Annotated in this window: 21 protein-coding genes and 2 tRNA genes; 18 read left to right on the top strand and 5 right to left on the bottom strand. The window is 64.0% G+C overall.

Annotated elements, in window-relative coordinates; translation table 11 throughout:
- Positions 1–8 precede the first annotated feature (8 nt).
- The 6 genes from G9C82_RS01650 (at position 9) to G9C82_RS01625 (ending at position 4765) form a co-directional block, all read left to right on the top strand.
- Positions 9–791: a DUF5803 family protein gene (locus G9C82_RS01650; RefSeq protein WP_127013207.1), complete on the top strand. Its 783-nt coding sequence runs from the start codon at positions 9–11 to the stop codon at positions 789–791.
- Between the two features lie 81 nt (positions 792–872).
- Positions 873–1715 (top strand): NOP5/NOP56 family protein, encoded by an 843-nt coding sequence (locus tag G9C82_RS01645; RefSeq protein ID WP_127013206.1) that lies wholly within the window; start codon positions 873–875, stop codon positions 1713–1715.
- Positions 1712–2344 carry a fibrillarin-like rRNA/tRNA 2'-O-methyltransferase gene (locus tag G9C82_RS01640; RefSeq protein ID WP_004961404.1) on the top strand — a complete coding sequence of 211 codons (633 nt, stop codon included), beginning with the start codon at positions 1712–1714 and terminating at the stop codon, positions 2342–2344. The genes G9C82_RS01645 and G9C82_RS01640 overlap by 4 nt, the downstream gene beginning before the upstream one ends.
- A 107-nt stretch (positions 2345–2451) precedes the next feature.
- Positions 2452–3531 carry a glutamate--cysteine ligase gene (locus G9C82_RS01635; RefSeq protein WP_007190384.1) on the top strand — a complete coding sequence of 360 codons (1080 nt, stop codon included), beginning with the start codon at positions 2452–2454 and terminating at the stop codon, positions 3529–3531.
- Between the two features lie 111 nt (positions 3532–3642).
- Positions 3643–4206, top strand: coding sequence for a winged helix-turn-helix domain-containing protein (locus G9C82_RS01630; protein ID WP_127013205.1), 564 nt, complete (start codon positions 3643–3645; stop codon positions 4204–4206).
- Between the two features lie 70 nt (positions 4207–4276).
- Entirely contained in the window at positions 4277–4765 is a 489-nt protein-coding gene (locus tag G9C82_RS01625; protein ID WP_004961395.1) for a phosphopantetheine adenylyltransferase, read from the top strand.
- Here the strand turns inward: G9C82_RS01625 and G9C82_RS01620 are convergent, their stop codons facing one another.
- Positions 4766–5074 carry a cyclin gene (locus G9C82_RS01620; RefSeq protein ID WP_004961393.1) on the bottom strand — a complete coding sequence of 103 codons (309 nt, stop codon included), beginning with the start codon at positions 5072–5074 and terminating at the stop codon, positions 4766–4768.
- Between the two features lie 86 nt (positions 5075–5160).
- On the opposite strand from G9C82_RS01620, the gene G9C82_RS01615 reads away from it, so the two are divergent.
- A tRNA-Leu gene (locus G9C82_RS01615) sits at positions 5161–5245 on the top strand.
- 444 nt (positions 5246–5689) lie between these two features.
- Positions 5690–5878, top strand: a complete 189-nt coding sequence (locus tag G9C82_RS01610) for a hypothetical protein (RefSeq protein WP_007190383.1) — start codon at positions 5690–5692, stop codon at positions 5876–5878.
- A gap of 133 nt (positions 5879–6011) precedes the next feature.
- On the opposite strand, the gene G9C82_RS01605 is transcribed toward G9C82_RS01610, so the two are convergent.
- Positions 6012–6096, bottom strand: a tRNA-Leu gene (locus G9C82_RS01605).
- Between the two features lie 131 nt (positions 6097–6227).
- On the opposite strand from G9C82_RS01605, the gene G9C82_RS01600 reads away from it, so the two are divergent.
- The 3 genes from G9C82_RS01600 to G9C82_RS01590 are packed head-to-tail and all read left to right on the top strand — an operon-like array spanning position 6228 to position 8487.
- Entirely contained in the window at positions 6228–6731 is a 504-nt protein-coding gene (locus G9C82_RS01600; protein WP_004961375.1) for a multiprotein-bridging factor 1 family protein, read from the top strand.
- A 37-nt stretch (positions 6732–6768) separates the two neighbouring features.
- Positions 6769–7896, top strand: coding sequence for an acyl-CoA dehydrogenase family protein (locus G9C82_RS01595; protein ID WP_127013204.1), 1128 nt, complete (start codon positions 6769–6771; stop codon positions 7894–7896).
- Positions 7897–7944: 48 nt separating this feature from the next.
- On the top strand, positions 7945–8487 hold the full coding sequence (locus G9C82_RS01590; protein WP_004961371.1) for an HAD family hydrolase: 543 nt from the start codon (positions 7945–7947) through the stop codon (positions 8485–8487).
- Here G9C82_RS01590 and G9C82_RS01585 read toward each other — a convergent pair.
- Positions 8466–8693: a DUF5822 domain-containing protein gene (locus G9C82_RS01585; RefSeq protein ID WP_004961369.1), complete on the bottom strand. Its 228-nt coding sequence runs from the start codon at positions 8691–8693 to the stop codon at positions 8466–8468. The genes G9C82_RS01590 and G9C82_RS01585 overlap by 22 nt on opposite strands.
- A gap of 97 nt (positions 8694–8790) precedes the next feature.
- Between G9C82_RS01585 and panB the strand changes: the two genes are divergently transcribed.
- A complete protein-coding gene (gene panB, locus G9C82_RS01580) occupies positions 8791–9600 on the top strand; it encodes a 3-methyl-2-oxobutanoate hydroxymethyltransferase (RefSeq protein WP_127013203.1) in 810 nt (269 codons plus the stop codon).
- A 22-nt stretch (positions 9601–9622) separates the two neighbouring features.
- Here panB and coxB read toward each other — a convergent pair whose 3' ends face one another.
- Positions 9623–10345 carry a cytochrome c oxidase subunit II gene (gene coxB / locus G9C82_RS01575; protein ID WP_127013202.1) on the bottom strand — a complete coding sequence of 241 codons (723 nt, stop codon included), beginning with the start codon at positions 10343–10345 and terminating at the stop codon, positions 9623–9625.
- 177 nt (positions 10346–10522) lie between these two features.
- On the opposite strand from coxB, the gene G9C82_RS01570 reads away from it, so the two are divergent.
- Entirely contained in the window at positions 10523–12805 is a 2283-nt protein-coding gene (locus G9C82_RS01570) for a DUF6789 family protein (protein WP_127013201.1), read from the top strand.
- A gap of 3 nt (positions 12806–12808) precedes the next feature.
- Positions 12809–13333, top strand: coding sequence for a hypothetical protein (locus tag G9C82_RS01565; protein ID WP_004961361.1), 525 nt, complete (start codon positions 12809–12811; stop codon positions 13331–13333).
- 22 nt (positions 13334–13355) lie between these two features.
- Here G9C82_RS01565 and G9C82_RS01560 read toward each other — a convergent pair whose 3' ends face one another.
- A complete protein-coding gene (locus tag G9C82_RS01560) occupies positions 13356–14171 on the bottom strand; it encodes a heme-copper oxidase subunit III (protein WP_127013200.1) in 816 nt (271 codons plus the stop codon).
- Between the two features lie 105 nt (positions 14172–14276).
- Here G9C82_RS01560 and bioB point away from each other — a divergent pair, with 105 nt between their 5' ends.
- From bioB to bioD, 4 genes are read left to right on the top strand one after another with little or no spacing between them, the layout of a single operon-like run.
- On the top strand, positions 14277–15392 hold the full coding sequence (gene bioB / locus G9C82_RS01555; RefSeq protein ID WP_127013199.1) for a biotin synthase BioB: 1116 nt from the start codon (positions 14277–14279) through the stop codon (positions 15390–15392).
- A gap of 2 nt (positions 15393–15394) precedes the next feature.
- Positions 15395–16522: a transcriptional regulator gene (locus G9C82_RS01550; protein ID WP_127013198.1), complete on the top strand. Its 1128-nt coding sequence runs from the start codon at positions 15395–15397 to the stop codon at positions 16520–16522.
- A 21-nt stretch (positions 16523–16543) separates the two neighbouring features.
- Positions 16544–17746, top strand: coding sequence for an 8-amino-7-oxononanoate synthase (locus G9C82_RS01545; RefSeq protein ID WP_127013197.1), 1203 nt, complete (start codon positions 16544–16546; stop codon positions 17744–17746).
- Complete coding sequence (bioD, locus tag G9C82_RS01540) at positions 17743–18477, top strand: dethiobiotin synthase (protein WP_121303079.1); 735 nt, start codon at positions 17743–17745, stop codon at positions 18475–18477. Before G9C82_RS01545 ends, bioD begins: the two co-directional genes overlap by 4 nt.
- Positions 18478–18552 lie beyond the last annotated feature (75 nt).

Below are 18552 nucleotides of genomic sequence, written 5' to 3'. Positions count from 1 at the left end.
TTCGAGCTATGAAACGCCGCCACCTCCTGTTGGTTGCCGTTCTCGCACTGGTCGCCCTTTCGGGCTGTACCGGCTTCTTCGGCTCCGAAGAGGTCGACCCGGAGCGGCTGAACGAGAACGCGAGCTACGACTGGAACACCTCAGCTGACGGGACCATCGTCATTGGGGAGTCCAAATACACCGCCGTCTACGCCGTCGAAAACGAGACGACGTTCGATGTGTACACCGTCGACGGCCTCGGGCGCGAGCGGAGTGTCCCTATCAGTGCGCTTCGGTTCCGGTACGAGAACGGGACTGTCGTTAGCGCTGCCAACTCCTCGTTGAGCGCTTCAGAGAGCCGCCAGCGAACGACTGTCAATCTCTCCGGGAACGTCTCCGGAAAGGTGGGCTACTCGGTCGCGCGGACCGGCAAGCGCTTCGCCTCCCCGACACTCGTCGAAGACGGCTCGTACACGGTCGTACTCCCGCCCAACACCGGAGCCGGGATTCCGTTCCTCTCGCGAATCAGCCCGGGAGGCTACGAGTCGGAGACCGTCGACGGCCAGCAGGTCATCCGCTGGAACGAGGTGACCTCCGACCAGATTGTCGTCCGGTACTATCTTGACCGCGACCTGTGGCTGTTCGGCGGCCTGTCGGCCATCGCCATCGCTATCGGCGTTGTGGGGACGCTGTACTACTACCGACAGCTACAGGCGGTGATTCGCCGACGCCAGGAAGCCGGTATCGACCTCGAAGAGGACGACGGTGACGACGACCCGCGGGACCGCGGGCCACCGCCGGGAATGCGCTGAGGTCGGACCGAAAGCGCAATTGGACGCCTTTCGCAGACGCTAACCGGGTCACTTTTTCGCATCGGGCGTGCACACACGGCTATGAGCAACGGGTGGTTCGCCGGGCTGGACCCGGACGACGACGCGGCCGCTGTCGAACAGATAGAGGCCGGGCGAGCCGACACGCCGGAGGACTGGCCACAGCAGGCCGTCAAGGCAGGGTTCGCCGACGACGAGGCGGCCTACTACGACCGTCTGCACGAGGTGACGATGGCGGCCACCAGCGCGGCGGTCGCCGAACAGGAGGGCGCTGACGACCAGCAACTCGTCCACGCAGTGCGGGCGATGGCCGACTGCGAGCGGACGGCGAACGAACTCGCCGAACGGGTCGCTGAATGGGGCGGGAGCCGACACGGTGACAGCGGGAGCGGCGTCGAGTATGCCCGCTCGCTGGCCGACCGAGAAGATGAGGACGAAGGGGACCGTGCGCTCCGGTCGCTCGCCGAGCAGACGGCCGCGCTGGCCGACGAGGCGGACTCAATCCGGGCGTACATCGAGCGGACCGCGCCCGCCGTCGCGCCGAATCTCTCGATGCTGGCCGGGCCCGTGCTTGCAGCCCGACTTATTTCACTGGCCGGCGGGCTCGAAGCGCTGGCGAAGAAACCGAGCGGGACAGTGCAGGTTCTCGGTGCGGAAGACGCGCTCTTTGCCCACCTCAAAGGGTCGGCCCCGTCACCGAAACACGGCGTCATCTTCACCCACGAGTACGTGCGCGGGACCCGCCCGGAGGACCGCGGGTCGGCTGCGCGGGCATTTGCGGGGAAGCTCTCGATTGCCGCCCGCATCGACCACTATAGCGGCGACCGCCGGCCAGACCTGCAGGTGGAACTTGACGAGCGCATCGAACGGATTCAGGCACGAGCCGAGGAGGGGGACGACGAATGACCCTTCCATCCGGCGTTGAGCGCCACGACTTCGGCGGTGAGACGAGTCTCGCCACACAGGGACAGCCGGTGTACGGCGAGCGGACCGACGGCGACTGGCGGCGGTGGGACCCCCACCGCTCGAAACTCGGCGCGATGCTTGCGCACGGAATGGACACCGGCCTCGACGGCGGCGAGACAGTGCTGTACCTCGGTGCGGCAGCCGGGACGACCGTGAGCCATGTCGCTGATTTCGGCGGGCCGACTTACGCCGTCGAGTTCGCTCCCCGGCCGGTGCGGGAACTGCTGGACGCCGCGGAGAGCCGGCGAAACCTCTTTCCGCTGCTCAAGGACGCACGCAAGCCTGAGAGCTACGCCCACGTCGTCGAACCGGTCGACGTGGTTGTACAGGACGTGGCAACCAGAGGGCAGGCCCGGGTGGCGACACTCAACAAACAGTTCCTGACCGACGACGGTCGGCTGCTCGCGGCTATCAAAGCCCGGAGCGAGGACGTGACTGCCGACCCCGACGCCGTGTTCGACAGCGTGCGTGCGGAACTCAGCGCCGAGTACGAACTGCTGGAGACGGCGCGACTGGACCCGTATCACGAGGACCATCTCGGTATCGTCGCTCGGCCCCGCAAGGACTGACGCGGGACCTCTTGTTCACGCGATTCACGTCAGGATGGAATCCAGTTGTGCGGGCTGAGCGGGCGGGGACGGAAGGCTTTAGCGGGTCGATTCCGATGTGCTGATTAATGGACGCGACGGGTTCTGCCGAGCATTTTACCCGGATGGGGACGCTCGGCATCGAAGAAGAGTTCTACGTCGTCGACGAGTTCGGTCGCCCAACGTCTGGCACGGACGAACTCGTCTACGAGACGGAGCCACCAGCGGTTCTTGACGGGCGGCTCGACCACGAACTGTTCAAGTGCGTTATCGAGACGCAGACGCCGCGTATCGACGACCCGGCGGACGCCGGTGACCACCTCCGGTCAGTCCGGGACGCGCTGGTCGACCACGCCGAAGCGAACGGGTTCGGTATCGCCGCAGCGGGCCTGCACCCGCTGGCGAAGTGGCGCGAACTCGAACACGCCGAGAAACCGCGCTACAAGTCACAGCTGGACCGTATTCAGTACCCACAGCACCGCAACACGACCGCGGGGCTGCACGTCCACGTCGGCGTTGACGACGCCGACAAGGCCGTCTGGGTGGCAAACGAGCTTCGCTGGCATCTCCCACTGATGCTCGCGTTGTCGGCCAACTCCCCGTACTGGAACGGCTTCGACACCGGGCTGCAGTCCGCCCGCGGGAAGATATTCGAGGCCCTGCCCAACACCGGAATGCCGACAACCTTCGACGATTACGACGCCTTCGAGACCTACGAACAGCGGATGCTTGAAACGGGGAGCATCGACGACCGCGGCGAGCTCTGGTTCGACGTGCGGCCCCACTCCGGCCACGGCACTGTCGAGGTACGGGCCCCGGACGGGCAGGCCGACCCGGACCGGGTACTGGCCTTCGTTGAGTACGTCCACGAACTCGTTGTCGACCTCGCTGAGCGCTACGAGGACGGTGAGTCCGGTCGACGGCTCCGCCGGGAGTTCCTCGACGAGAACAAGTGGCGCGCGATTCGCCACGGCCAGTCCGCGGAGCTGCTGTCGCGTGACCTCTCAACGACGCGCTCGGTGGAGGAACTGGTCGAAATCGAGAGCGACCGTCTGGGGGTCGATGGGCTGTGGGAGCTGTACGACCGCGAAAGCGGCGCCGAGCGACAGCGCCGGCTTCGGTCGGAAGAGGGGGTCATGGCGCTTGCAGACTCACTGCGACTGTCCTGACGGAGGGTGTCGTCTGGGGCCGGAACGGATTGGTCGTTTCTAGACAGGGACTGGAGAGCCGGGGCAAGGGTTTTTATCCAGCTGTAGCTTTTGTCCTCACAGAGACAACGCATGTCTGCAGACGACAACGACCACGACGAGCTTGAGGACACAGACGATGTCCGGGACCGAATCGAGCAGGAGGCAGACCGCGCGGTCGAGCAGTTCGACGAAGGAATTGTCGACCTGCTGGCGTGGGTCCTCGACACGGAGACGCGGGCGCGGATCTACGTCCACCTGCGACAGCAGCCCGAAAGCACCAGCGAGGAGATAGCCGAAGGGACCGGCCTGTATCCGAGTACTGTCCGCGAGGCCCTGGCCGCGCTCACCGAGGAAGAGATCGTGACCCGCCAGAAGCGTGAGAGCGACGGCGCAGGCAACAATCCCTACGAGTACAGCGCCATTTCGCCGAGCGACCTCGTCAACACTATCGTCGGTGACATCCAGTCGGAACTGAACACGGTGTTCAACCTTGACGACCACATCGGCGGCGAAACGACACTGGAACCCGACAACGAGCCAGTGACGATTTCCGTCGAAGATGCGAACGATGACGCGACCGACGCCGACGCGAGCGAGGCCACTGATGACGACGGAGACGAGTCCGAAGACGGCAACGACGACGCCGACGTGTAATCAAACTCGGCTCCAACAGGCTGTTTCACAAGTCGATATTACTAAACCTACCCGTGCCGTTGCCCGGGATATGAATGTCGCGCTGGGGGGAACGTTCGACCCGATTCACGACGGACACCGCGCGCTGTTCGAACGCGCATTCGAACTCGGGGACGTGACAGTTGGCCTCACCAGCGACGACCTCGCGCCGAAGACACGCCACGACCAGCGCCACGTTCGCCCGTTCAGCGAACGGCAATCCGCACTCGCCGACGAACTCGCGGCGCTCGCCACCGATCTGGAGCGCGAATGGGAGGTCCGGGAGCTCACCGAGCCGACCGGTATCGCCACGGAGCCGCAGTTCGACACGCTCGTCGTCTCGCCAGAGACGGAGACCGGCGGCCGCCGCATCAACGAAATCCGCGAGGAGCGAGGCCACGACCCGCTCGAAATCGAAGTCGTTCCGCACGTCCGCGCCGCGGACGGCGACATCATCTCTTCGACCCGGATCGTTGAGGGCGAAATCGACGAACACGGTAATCTCACGCCGAACCGCACCGGCCGCCAGAACATTTCGTAGTTACCAGCCCGGCGCTTCCAGCCCAGCTGTCTCCAGCAGGTCCTTCCAGCGCTGTTGAATCGTTAACCGAGAGACGTCTGTCGCCTCCGCGACGGCCGACTGTGACCGCTCTTCACCGGCGACCAGCGCACCAACGTACACACTGGCCGCCATTGTCGCCTGTTTGGACCGGTCCTCCTCCGGAACTGTCGAGAGGAACAGGTCAACTGCGTGGGACCGCGCCGCCGTCCCGAGGTCGAGCCTGTCCGACGCCGCTTCGATGTCGGAGAGCCACTCATCGTGCTCGATTCGGTCGCTGGCGCGGTACATACCAAGTCATTGGTCCCCATCCTATCTAAACCTTCGTCGCCCGCAAACGAAGGGTTCTTTATTCCAACACGGATACCGATTGTTGCGCGCGGGTTGCCGAGCCAGGCCAAAGGCGTAGCGCTTAGGACGCTATCCCGTAGGGGTCCGCCGGTTCGAATCCGGTCCCGCGCATTCTTGCTGCGAGCAACACGCGAGCAGCAGAATCGTCAGCGGATTCCGAACCCTGGAAGACGAGTGAAACGAGTCTTCCTCCGGTTCGAATCCGGTCCCGCGCACTTCTCGGCTCGAATAACTCATTAGAGCCGTGAGTGCAGAACGAGGATTCGAAGCACGGAACGAACGAAGTGAGCGATGTTCAGGCGGTTCGAATCCGGTCACGCGCATATTCTGTCCGAATAATAGTGAGGACGAATAGCGGCTGGAGCGAATTCGAGCCCTGTAAGGAACGCACAGCGAACTGCTGTGAGCGAGCATTTCTTGCTCTGGTTCGAATGCGGTCCCACACGGTCTTGTTACAAACGCGGGCGAGAGACGCCGGCCAGATTCTCACACCGCAGGAATCACAGCTGCCGCTTATAATGAGTGTTGGCGTTGTCTCAAAATGAGGGACTGACGATGTCAGTGTACGACCCACTCCGTGACTCGTCTGCTCGCCCCGCAGGATCGACTCGGTTCGACTATGCGGTTGACGACGCGGACAATCCGACCGAGCTCACCGTCTTCAGCGAACAGGACGATGAGCTCCCAACCCACTGGATTTCGGTCGACATCGAACACGCCGTCGCGCTCGATGAGATGCGGTGAGCGAGAAGCGGGCTCGCTCGGGGCCTGTCTTCTATTTTGACGATATAGTGGACAGCGAACGCTCTGGAAGCGTTGTGTCCGAAGTAAGTTTGCGTGGGTGCAGTCCCAAGGGAATGCACCTGCACTCTGAGAGTGCGTGGGACCGGATTCGAACCGGCGGACCCCTACGGGACAGCGCCCTCAACGCTGCGCCGTTGGCCTGGCTTGGCTACCCACGCGCGCTCTGTCTGAGTGCATTCAACTGTTCCCGGTGGGTAAATAAAAGCGCTTTCGTTTGGACCCGCCCCGGGAGGGTGTGACACTCGGTCGAACCGGACGTTTGAAATATCACGAAACCGCTACGGGGGGCATGGCCAAATACTCGACCGGCAGTGGTGGCGATAGCGCCGGCGGGAGCTGTGAGCTCTGCGGTAGCGACGGCGGCGACCTCCAGACCGCGAACGTCGCTGGTGCGACCCTCCAAGTGTGTGACAGCTGTGCGCGTGACCACGGGGAAAACGAGCGAACGACAGGCAATGACAGCTCGCGCGACGAACAGAACCGGAAACGCAAAGCCGCACAGAACGCGGCGAAGCTGCAGGACGCGCAACGAGCCGATACGTCGCACTGGGAGGACGGCGCTGACTACGACGATGACCAGCTCCCGTATCTGGTCAGTAAGTACGGCGAGCGCGTAACGGAGGCGCGACAGGACGAGGGACTCCAGACGAGTGAGCTGGCCGAGGAACTCGATCTTGACGACGCAGACATCCTCGCTGTCGAGCAGGGGCGCGCGACGCAAGCGAACGTCGGCGGCTCGACAATCAAGGCGCTTGAGCAGTACCTCGACATCGACCTCGTCGAGTCCAACTGACCCCGGATATTTTGCCGACTCCGGTGTAACGGGCCGTATGGACCTCTCCGCTGCGCAGCGAGCCATCCGTGACACCGTTCGAGAGTTTGCCGTCGAGGACATCCGCCCGAAAGCCGCTGATGCCGACCGAGAGCAATCGTTTCCCGAGGAATGCTGGGACGGGCTCGCGGATATCGACATCACCGGACTGACAACACCGGCGGAATACGGCGGCTTCGACGCCGACAAACCGACGTACGCGCTGGTCAACGAGGAACTCGCGTACGGGTCGCTCGCGGTCGCGACGGCGCTGTCGGTCCACTGCCTCGCAACCTCGTGTATCGCACAGTTCGGTTCCGAGGCAGTGCAGGACGACTGGCTCCCGGAGATGGTCGACGGCCGCCCAGTCGGCGCGTTCGCGCTCTCGGAGCCACAGGCCGGGTCGAACCCGCGGGAGATGTCGACCACTGCCCGGCGCGATGGCGATGAGTACGTCATCAACGGCGAGAAGCAGTGGATCACCAACGGCAAACGGTCTGGCGTCGTCATCGTCTTCGCGAAGGCCGACCCCGACGACCCGGATTCGATAACGCAGTTCCTGGTGCCGAAAGACACAGAGGGACTCACCGTCGGTGAGAAAGAGGACAAACTCGGGCTCCGTGCGAGCGACACGACACCGCTCCAGTTCGACGGCGTCCGCGTTCCCGAGCGGTACCAGCTGACAGAGGAAGGTAAAGGGCTGGCTGCAGCCCTGTCGATTCTGACCACCGGTCGGGTCGCTATCGCTGCACAGGCTGTCGGACTCGCACAGTCAGCCCTCGACGAGGCCCTCGACTACGCCAAGGAACGCGAGCAGTTCGACCAGCCGATCAGCGAGTTCCAGACGATTCAGCACAAACTCGCGGACATGGCGACGAACGTACAGGCGGCGCGGCTGCTGACGTGGAACGCCGCACAGCAACTGGAACGCGGCGAGGATGCGAGAGCGGCAGCGAGCATGGCGAAGTACTTCGCAAGCGAGACGGCGGTCGAGGTGGCTAACGAGGCGATCCAGATCCACGGCGGCTACGGCTACACGACTGACTACCCCGTCGAGCGGTTCTACCGCGACGCGAAGGTGACGACTATCTACGAGGGGACCAGCGAAATCCAGCAGAACATTATCGCGCAGGACTTGCTGGAGTGAGTGGGCCGGGGCGAAGCGGTTTTGCGGGTGTCGGCCCTACCGCTTGGTGTGACACACGACGCTGTGATTTACGACCTTGACGGGACGCTCGTCAGGCTGGCCGTCGACTGGGACACAGTGACCAGCGACGTGGCGACGGTCCTGCGCGAACGAAACGTCGAGCCCGAGAGCCGTGACCTCTGGGAGATGCTGACGCTGTCTTCGGAGACTGGCCACCGTGACGCCGTCGAAGCGGCGATCACCGACCACGAGCGGACCGGTGCGCATGAGTCAGACCGACTGGCCCTCGCCGAGGGGCTCCCACACAGCGTCCCCGTCGGCGTGTGCTCGCTCAACGCAGAGGAGGCGTGTCGGGCGGCGCTGGATGTGCATGACCTCGACAGCTACGTCGGTCCGGTTGTCGGCCGTGACACCGTCGAGTCACCGAAACCAGACCCGGAGGGACTACTAGCGATTACCGATGAAATCGGCGTTGATCCTGAAGCGACGGTGTTCGTCGGCGATTCGGAGAGCGATGCGACGGCTGCACAGCGGGCCGGGATGACGTTCGAGTGGGCAAGCGAGTTCGATCAGGCCCGGTACCGCGCGTAAAGATAGACGCAGACGGCCGTCAGGAACCAGATGAGCGCGCCGACGCGGACCGCGAACAGCGCTCGCGCGGTCCAAGTCTGGAGCGTGACCGCGGTCGACGCGAGCACGACGAGCGGCGAGCCGACCAGAATCGTCGTCACGAACGTGACCTGCATCACCCACCCGAAGTCCACGCCGTCGGGGTCCGTTTTCTCGACTGTTGGCACGTCTGATGGTACAGCCAGGTGCGGCAAGCGCCTTGCGGTTTCCCGGGCGAAGTGCGCAACCCGAACAGGTAAGGCCCAGGCGCGCCCCCGCTCGGATATGCCAACTGTCCGGGACCTGCAGGCGATGGCTGGTGAGGAGCCGATCACGATGCTGACAGCGTACGACGCCGTTACCGCGAGCATCGTTGACGACACCGGCGTGGACGTCATTCTTGTCGGCGACAGCATGGGGAACGCCGTCCTCGGCCACGACGACACGCTCCCGGTCACGCTCGATGAGATGGCCTCCCGGGTCGGCGCGGTCGCACGCGGCGCGGACGACGCGCTGGTCGTCGCCGATATGCCGTTTCTCTCCTTCGGCGCGGACGAAAGCGAGAGCATCCAGAACTGTGGGCGAATGCTGAAAGAAGAGGGCGCAAACGCGATCAAGCTCGAATCTGGACCACATACAGTCGAACTGACCGAACGGCTGACCGAGCTCGGAATCCCAACAATGGCCCACCTCGGGCTCACGCCACAGAGCGTGAACCAGACCGGCTACACGAGACAGGCGACGGGCCGTGAGGAGGCCGAGGAAATCCTCGACCTCGCGCGAGAGCACGAGGCCGCCGGCGCGTTCGCGCTGGTGCTCGAACACATCCCGGCCAACCTCGCGGCCAAGGTCACCGAGGCCGTTGATATCCCGACAATCGGTATTGGGGCCGGGGGTGACTGCGACGGTCAGGTGCTCGTTTTCACCGACGTGGTCGGCCTCTCGGAGTCCAGCCCGCCGTTCGCCGAGCAGTTCGGCGACGTTCGCGGTGAGGTGGCCGACGCTGTCGACGAGTACATCGACGCCGTTGAGTCCGGCGAGTTCCCGCGCGAGTCACACAGCCACACCGAAGACGAACTCGACGACCTGTACTGAGCGGTCACGTCGGTATGTCGACCTACCCGGCTGCGGTCGTCTGATTTTCCATCCAGGCGTCGTACCCGGACTGGTTCTTGACGACGACGGTGGCGTCCATCTTACTGTGTCCGGCCCCGCACATCTCGGCGCAGTACAGTCGGTACTCGCCGGGTTCGGTGGCGTGGGTCCGGGCTGTCATCGTCCGGCCGGGGAAGATGTCCTGTTTGACGCCCAGTTGCGGAATGTAGATGGCGTGAATCACATCTGTTGTCCGCAGCCTGAGCGTGACGTTCTTGTCGGCCGGAAGAACGAGCCGTTCCTCTGTCGTAACGTTGGCCTCGCCGTAGGCGAACTCCCACCCCCACTGGTAGGCGAGGACGTCTATCTCCGTATCGTTCGCGAACGCGTCGTCCCCGTCGGCGGATGCCTCGGCTGCTGCGGGCGTGATGTAGGGGTTGGCCATCACCACGAACGCCGAAACACCGACGAAGACGAGTATCGCGCCCGTCGCGGCCGTCCAGGTCACCTCTAGCGCCGGGTCGTCAACAGTCGGCTTCGGGTCGTCGTTGTTTCGGAACCGGTAGATCACGTACACAAGCGTGAGTTCCACGAATAGCGTCAGTGGCAGGGCGACGTACAGGAGTTGTTCGTTTAGGTCGTCGATAGCAGCCCTGTTGACCGACTGCGCTGTGACCGGAGCAGCAAGTAGCGAGAGCCCGACCACGACAAGGCCCGCCTGAAGCACGCGCCTTCGGAGACGCATTGTCACACTGTACCAATCGCCATGTCAAATAACTTGCCCAAGACCGGAACATGAAAGCGGTGACCGCCACCGGATCCGGGTCCCCCGCGTAGTTTTATGGGTGTGGGCGTGTCAGAAATTGGTAACGTGTAGCATGGCGACACGAGCAACCGTTCCGGCACGGCACGTCACACACAGATGCTAAACAGAGCTATCGTTGAGGGAACCGCTCTCGCTGTGCTGGCCCTGGCAGTGCTTTTCCTGTGGGTCCGGGAGCAACGGAAGGCGCGACCGGAGAGCGATGGCGGCTACACGACGCGGGAGGAAGTCGAATTCGAAATCGGTCGAATCCAGTCTGAACTGTCCCGCTGGCTGACGACGACGGATCACCGGGACATCGGCTTGCTGTACATCTTTTTCGGCACCGCCGCCGGCCTATGGGGCGGTGTCGACGCGATGATGCTCCGGACGGAACTGCTGACGCCGCCGGCGGACATCTGGACGCCGGAGACGTACAACGCGCTGTTTACCACGCACGGGCTGACGATGCTGATATTCTTTGTCCTGCCCGTGTTTTTCGGCATCGGGAACTACGTCTTGCCGTTGCTCATCGGGGCCGACGACATGGCGTTCCCCCGCGTCAACGCTATTGGCTTCTGGCTCCTGCCGCCGGCGCTGATTCTGGTCCGAATGGGACTGATGATGCAGGTGCTTGGACAGGTGCTGAATCTGGTGCTCCCGGCGGACGCTATCCGGTTTTTTCTCACGATGCGCGAGGTGAGCGTCGGCTGGACGCTGTATGCGCCACTGTCTGTGCAACAGCCCAATCCACAGATAGACCTGCTGTTGCTCGGGTTACACCTGAGCGGCATCGCCACGACAGTCGGGGCCATCAACTTCATCACCACAATCGTCTACGAGCGCGGTGAGGGTGTCAGTTGGGCGAACCTCGACATCTTCTCGTGGAATATGCTCGTCACGAGCGGGATTGCACTGTTCGCCTTTCCACTGCTGGGGAGCGCGCTCGTGATGCTCCTGCTAGACCGGAACCTCGGAACGGCCTTTTTCGCCACAGAGGGTGGCGGTGCCATCCTCTGGCAACACCTGTTCTGGTTCTGGGGCCACCCGGAGGTGTACATCCTCTTTCTCCCGGCGACGGGGCTGATGAGCCTCATCCTGCCGAAGTTCGTCGGCCGCAAACTGTTCGGTTACCAGTTCATCGTCTACTCGACGCTGGGGCTGGGCGTCCTCTCTTTTGGCGTCTGGGCGCATCACATGTTCACCACGAGCGCAGACCCGCGAGTCAAACTGTCGTTCATGGCCGTCTCCATCGCCATCGCCGTCCCGAGCGCTATCAAGGTGTTCAACTGGATTACGACGATGTGGGAGGGGAACATCCGCCTGACTGCGCCGTTTATCCTCTGTGCCGGCGGCATCGGGACGTTCATAATCGGTGGCGTCACCGGCGTGTTCCTCGCCGTCATTCCGGTTGATATCCTCTATCACGGGACGTACTACGTCGTCGGCCACTTCCATCTCATCGTCGTCGGCATCATCCCGTTCCTGATGATCGCCGCGAGCTACTACTGGTATCCGCTCATCACTGGCCGGTGGTACGACACGCGGATGGCACGGTTTCAGGCGCTGTTGATCGTCTTTGGCTCGTTCGTGACGTTCATGACGTTGCTGGTCATCGGTGGGCTGGGGCTCCCGCGACGGCAGGCGATCTACCCGCCGGAGTATCAGCTTGCCCAACAGATTGCGACCGTGGGCGGCTACATCATCGGCCTGAGCGCCTTGTTATGGCTGTATAACATGCTTGTCTCGTACTGGCGGGGGACGCCCGTGACGACGACAGACCCGTGGGGCCTGAAGGCGACGAGCCAGTTCACCCGCGAGTGGCAGTGGTTCGAACAGCACATGATGGACAAATACGACATGGAGCCGACGGAGCCCGAGACGACACGGCGCTCCTACGCCCCCGAAGCCGAACCGACCGGGCTGGCCGGCGGCGTCGGCACCGTCGCCCAGACGGTCTCTCGGAACGCCTGGATGGCCGCAGTCGGCGGGTTCGTCGGCACGGTCCTGATGAGCGGCGGACTCATCACGGCGATACTCATTGGCGTCCTCAACCCGGTTTCGTTCGGTGAAATCGCTGAACTGGTCGGGCTGCCCGCGAATCCGGCAATCGGCGCGGTCCTGTTCCTCGTTGGCGGGACCGTCACCTGGCCGCTCCTGTTCCTTGCCTTTTCGGACTATCTCCCCGGTCGCCTCCTGTTCGAGACCGGGCTGGTGTTTGCGACACTGATATCTAGCGGGTTCGCCATCGCGTTTTACACCGGCCAGAGCGGGCTTACGTTCATCGGGTACCTCACGTTCGTGCTTGTCTCTCACTGGGCGTACGGCATTGGGCTAACCGTGACCTTCCAGTACCTCAAATCGGACGAGACGCTCCGCAGCCGCGGCGGAGGAGGAAGCTAACGGATGAGCGATGGTGCTGACTCGTTCGTCTTCCAGTATCTCGCGCCCTTCGTTGGCGTCCTGCTCGTCGCGGTCGGTATCGCCGGAGCCGTGCCCGGCGGCTACGCGCTCATTGAGCCGGACCTGGAGAACTGCGGAAACCCGACTATCGGCGTCGAAGGGCCGGAGCGGACGGCCGAGCGGTTCAGCGGAGCCGAACCGGGACCGCGGCTCCCACAGGTAGCCTTCGAGGACCTCTCCTCGGCCGAACAGACGGCGTTTCTGACGGCTGTGGACGACCCAGTTGGTGAGCAGCAGGTCGTCGGTAGCGTGCCCAACGCCGACGCCTTCCGGCGCGGGGCCATCGTTACCTACGAGGGTGAACAGTACTACGTGACCCTCGTCGCGGAGAACACCTGCTTCGCGGCCGCACCACTACAGTTCCCGCTTGGAGTGTTCGCCATTGCACTCGGATTCCTCGGCGTTCTGGCCCCGCCACTGTACCGGCGGCTGGTGCGGCTGGAACAGCGGGCCGGCCGGTCAGAGTAGCGGTCTCGCACTCAGAGCATGGTCAGAGCGCAGCGCCGACGTACAGCACGACGACGAGGAACACCCACACGAGGTCGACGAAGTGCCAGTACAGCGACGTGGTCCGGATAGCCGTGTCCCGTTCGGGCGCGTAATGGCCACGGAGCGCGCGCCCGAAGGCGATAGCGAGCAGCAGGACGCCGAGCGCGACGTGCAGACCGTGGAGACCGGTCAGGCCGTAGAACGCGCTCCCGAACGCGCCCGAACCGATGCCGAACCCCTCCACGGCAACGAACTCGTAGTACTCGTACACCTGTCCGGCGAGGAAGACGACGCCGAGCGCGAGCGTCACCCCGAGCAGGCCGAGGAACCGCTGTCGGTTCCCGCGTTCCAGCGCCTCGTGCCCGTAATGGAGCGTTACGCTGCTTGCCAGCAGCAGCGCCGTGTTGATGACCACGAGCGAGCCGAGCAGCGGCGGGAGGTGGGCTGGCGGCCACGACCCGGCCCGGATGAAGGCATAGTAGACGAAACCGGCGGAGAAGGTCGCCACGTCGGAGACGAGAAACAGAATCATCGTCGTGGCGTACAGGTCGGAATCGCCATCGCTGCGGTTCCGTAGGTAATCGGCGATGAAGGCCTCGTTAGCCCACCCGGCGAGTCCGGTCAGCAAGCCAATCGCACCAGCACCACCGAGGACAATCGGGACCACAGACGGGACCAGATCGAGCCCGACAAAAACCAGCCCGATACTCAGGTACAGCGACGCAGCGCCGACTGCAGCTAGCAGCGGCCACCGACTTCGGTGTTCGTGGCCGTCTTCGGCGACGTGTTCGGTTCCCGCCTCCGTCGAACCAGCCATGTGAACGCGTAGCAGTGGGTTCGGTAAAACGGTACCCCCGCGATTAGCGCGTCGGCTGCGAGACCCACCCGAATCTTTATCAAACCGTCAACCGACACCGAGAATGTGGTTTACGAGACGGGCAACCAAACGGTAGATGATGCCGTCGTACGCGTGCTGGACGGCGAGCGCCTCAACCGACGGGACGGACTGGCTCTCATCGCACAGCCGGTCGACGACCTCGCGGCCGGGGCCGACTACGTGCGCACGCAACTGGGTGATGACACCGTCGACGCGTGTTCGATCGTAAACGCCAAAGCCGGGAACTGTGCGGAAGACTGTGGCTTCTGTGCCCAGTCGGTCCATTTCGACACCGGCATCGACAACTACGGCTTTCTCGGCCCAGAGAAGATACTCGAAGCCGCAAAGCGCGCCGAACGCGACGGCGCACAGCGGTTCGGTATCGTCGTCGCCGAGAAAGGCGTCTCGAAGGAGAATCGACCTGAGGAGTGGGCGGAGGTCCTCGAAGCCATCCGTCTCGTCCGCGACGAGACGGACGTGGAGGTCGACGCCAGTCTCGGCATCCTCACGGAGGAGGAGGCCGCGATTCTGGCCGACGAGGGACTCAACCACTACAATCACAACATCGAGACCTCTCCCCGGTACTTCCCGGAGGTCGTCCAGACCCATACCTTCCAGAAGCGGGTCGAGACGCTCCGGGTCGCCAAGGACGCCGGCATGGACCTCTGTGCCGGCGTCATCCTCGGGATGGGCGAATCACCGACCGACAGGGTCGACGCGGCAATGGCCCTGCAGGACATCGGCATCTCCTCGCTTCCGGTGAACATCCTGAATCCGGTCGCTGGCACCCCCATGGCCGAACAGGGGCTGCCCGACATCACGACCGAGGAAGTCGTCAAGACCATCGCGGTGTACCGCCTGCTCCATCCAGAGTCCCGCGTGCGCCTGACCGGCGGGCGCGAGGTCAATCTCGACACGGACGGACAGGTGGCCGCGCTGGAGGCCGGTGCGGACGGCATCCTCACTGGCGATTACCTCACAACAGAGGGACAGACGGCAGCCGACGACCTCGAAATCATGGAGGAGGCCGGACTCGAGCCGAACACCGAGGCCAACGAGTTCGACCCCGAGGCGGTCAAAGAACGCGCGGCCGACGAGACAGAAACCGAGACGGCGGCAGGGACAGCACAGACCAAATCAGAGCTCAAATCCGACGACTGACAATGGACGACATACGCTTTGCAGTGCTTGGAACCGGTGGAATCGGACGGCGGACGCTCGAAGTCTCACAGCACAAGGACGGCCTCACCGCCGTCGCGGCCTGTGACCGCAACGGCGTGGCTCTCGACCACGATGGCCTCGACGTAGACGAACTGCTGGAGGCGACGGAAGGCAACATCGCGAGCGGGCCGCAAAGCGGCCCGGAACAGTCGAGCGGTGATGAACCGCGAGACAGCGGGCCGGAGGACGACCCGGATATGGCCGCCGACGGCGGCACAGCCACGGCGGAAACAGCCGACGGCGTCAAACAGCACGGCGAGCAGGCCGGCATCGTCGCCAGTTCGCAGGGCGAGCCGACGGAAACGCCCATCGACGACATTATCGCCGAGAGCGACGCCATCGACGCGGTGCTGTTGGCGCTCCCGAACCTCGAACACGACTTCATCCCGCGTGTGGCCGAGCGCTTCGCCGAGGCTGACTACGAGGGCGTCATGATTGACGTGCTCAAACGCTCCCGTGTCATCGGCATGCTCGATGACCGCGAAGACCTGCTGAAAGAGTCCGGCATCACGTTCGTCTGTGGGGCTGGCGCGACCCCCGGCTTCCTGACGGGGGCGGCGGCGCTGGCCGCCCAGTCCTTCGTTGAGGTCGAGGAAGTCGAAATCTGGTGGGGCGTCGGCCTCAAGTCCGGTTACGAAGACAACCGCGGGACGGTCCGGGAAGACATCGCGCACCTCGACGGCTACGACATCGAGACAGCCCGCGAGATGAGCGAAGCCGAAATCGAGGCGCTCATCGACGAGCACGACGGCGTGCTGGAGTTCCACGACATGGAACACGCCGACGACGTGTTGCTGGAGCGTGCGGGCATCTGCGATGCCGAGGACGTCCACGTCGGCGGCGTCCTCGACGTGCGCTCGGACGAGAAACCGACCACGACGACGGTCAGCGTGACGGGCACGACATTCGACGGCGAGACGGGAACGAACACCTTCGAACTCGATGACGCGACGAGTATGGAGGCCAACGTCAACGGGCCAGCACTGGGCTATCTGAAAGCCGGTGTCCGGAACAACCGCGCCGGGCACTACGGCGTGTTCGGCCCCGCCGACCTGATGCCTGGTTTCTGAGACTGCCTGACTCTACGCTTCATGACTCACGGCTTCGATTTGAACGAGCGACTCGAACAGCGCGACGCACAGAACCTCCGGCGCCATCTGGAAGTCGCCGAATCCGTGTCGGCGCGGACCCGCTTTGCCGATGACCCTAAAGGAGACCCACCGGAGTTCGGCGACGAGGAAGTCGTTTTCGCCGCGAACAACTACCTCGGACTCGCCGATGACAGCCGAGTCCAGCGAGCGGCCGAACTGGGCGCACGAACCGTTGGGAGCGGCGCGGGGGCCTCGCGGCTGGTCACAGGTGACACGAAGGTTCACCGAGCGCTGGAGCGCGACCTCGCGGCCTCGAAAGGGACCGAGCGGGCTCTGGTGTTCTCGTCGGGCTACGCGGCCAACATCGGGACTATCGACGCGCTGGCCCCGGATGTCGTCTTTTCGGACGAGCTGAACCACGCCTCAATTATCGACGGCTGCCGCGTCGGGGCCAGCGAGACAGTCGTCTACGACCACTGTGACCCGGACGACTTGCGAGCGAAACTGGCCACGCGAGCAGCCGATGTCGATGAGGACGAACAGTGGCTCGTGGTCACCGACTCCGTGTTCTCGATGGACGGAGACATCGCGCCGCTATCGGCCATCTGTGACGCCGTCGACGAGTACGGCGCGTGGCTGATGGTCGACGAGGCGCACGCGACGGGGCTGTTCGGTGATAGCGGCGGTGGCGTCGTGCAACGTGAGGGGCTGAGTCACCGTGTCGACATCCAACTGGGGACGCTCTCGAAAGCGCTGGCGAGCCAGGGCGGCTACATCGCCGGTGACGAGGTGCTCATCGAGTATCTGCTGAACGCCGCGCGGTCATTCGTGTTCTCGACTGGGCTATCCCCACCGAACGCTGCGGCGGCCCGCGAGGCGCTACGAATCGCCCGCGAGACCGATCGTGCGGCGGAACTCTGGGATACCGTGGCAACGCTTCGGGACGGGCTGGAGACAATGGGCTACGAGGTGCTTGGCGAGACACATATCCTCCCGGTCATCGTCGGTGACCGTGGTGACGCCCTCGAACTGGCCGACCGCCTGCGCGACCACGGTATCGTCGCGCCTGCGATTCGACCGCCAACAGTGCCAGAAGGAACGTCCCGCATCCGGGTTGCACCGATGGCGACACACACCGCCGACGACATCGCGCAGTGTCTCGACGCCTTCCGGACTGCCGGCACAGAGGTGGGCGTGCTGTGAGCGAGACGAGCAATGATTCGAGACCCGTGCGTGGGACCGGCCGCATCGCCGAGGACGGCGTCTTCGTTGTCGGGACCGACACCGGCGTCGGCAAGACGGTCGTGACCGCCGGGCTGACGGGCTGGCTGCGGGAGACAGGAACCGAGGCTGTCGCGGTTAAGCCCTGCCAGACCGGATACCCGCCGGACGACGACGCGGCGTTTGTCGAGTCCGTCTGTGGCACGGCGGACGCCGCAGTCTGTCTGCAGCGGTTATCGCCACCGCTGGCTCCAGAAGTGGCCGCACGGGAAGCAGACGACGATGTCACGCTTTCCTACGAGTCGATCCGCGACGGGGTCGCCGATGTCGTGGCGGGAAGCGAGACAGCTATTGTCGAGGGTATCGGCGGCCTGCGCGTCCCGCTCGCGGACGACCGAGAGGTCATCGACCTCGTTGCGGATATCGGGCTTCCTGCGCTGGTCGTCGCCCGTTCGGGCCTCGGAACGCTCAATCACTCGGCGCTGACGGTTCAGGCGCTCCGGCAACGAGGCGTGCCAGTCGTCGGTGTCGTTCTCAACGAGTACGAAGGCGAAACGACCGCTGAGCGTACGAATCCGGACGGTATCGAACGGATGACCGACTGCACTGTCTGGCCGGTGCCACCCCTTGACATCGAGTCACCTGAGAGCGTAATTGACGGACTCAGAGCGCATCTCCAACAATCGGTTCTGCGGCCAGCTATCGAGCAGTAGCTGTCGGTGTGTCAGCACAAAGGGGATAGAACGGGGGCAAACCCCCGTCGTGTGACACTACGGAGCCAGTAAGGC

Origin of the sequence: Haloarcula sp. R1-2 (genome assembly GCF_011627385.1) — an archaeon.
Lineage (GTDB): Archaea > Halobacteriota > Halobacteria > Halobacteriales > Haloarculaceae > Haloarcula > Haloarcula marismortui.
This window is presented reverse-complemented; position numbering and strand designations above follow the sequence as displayed.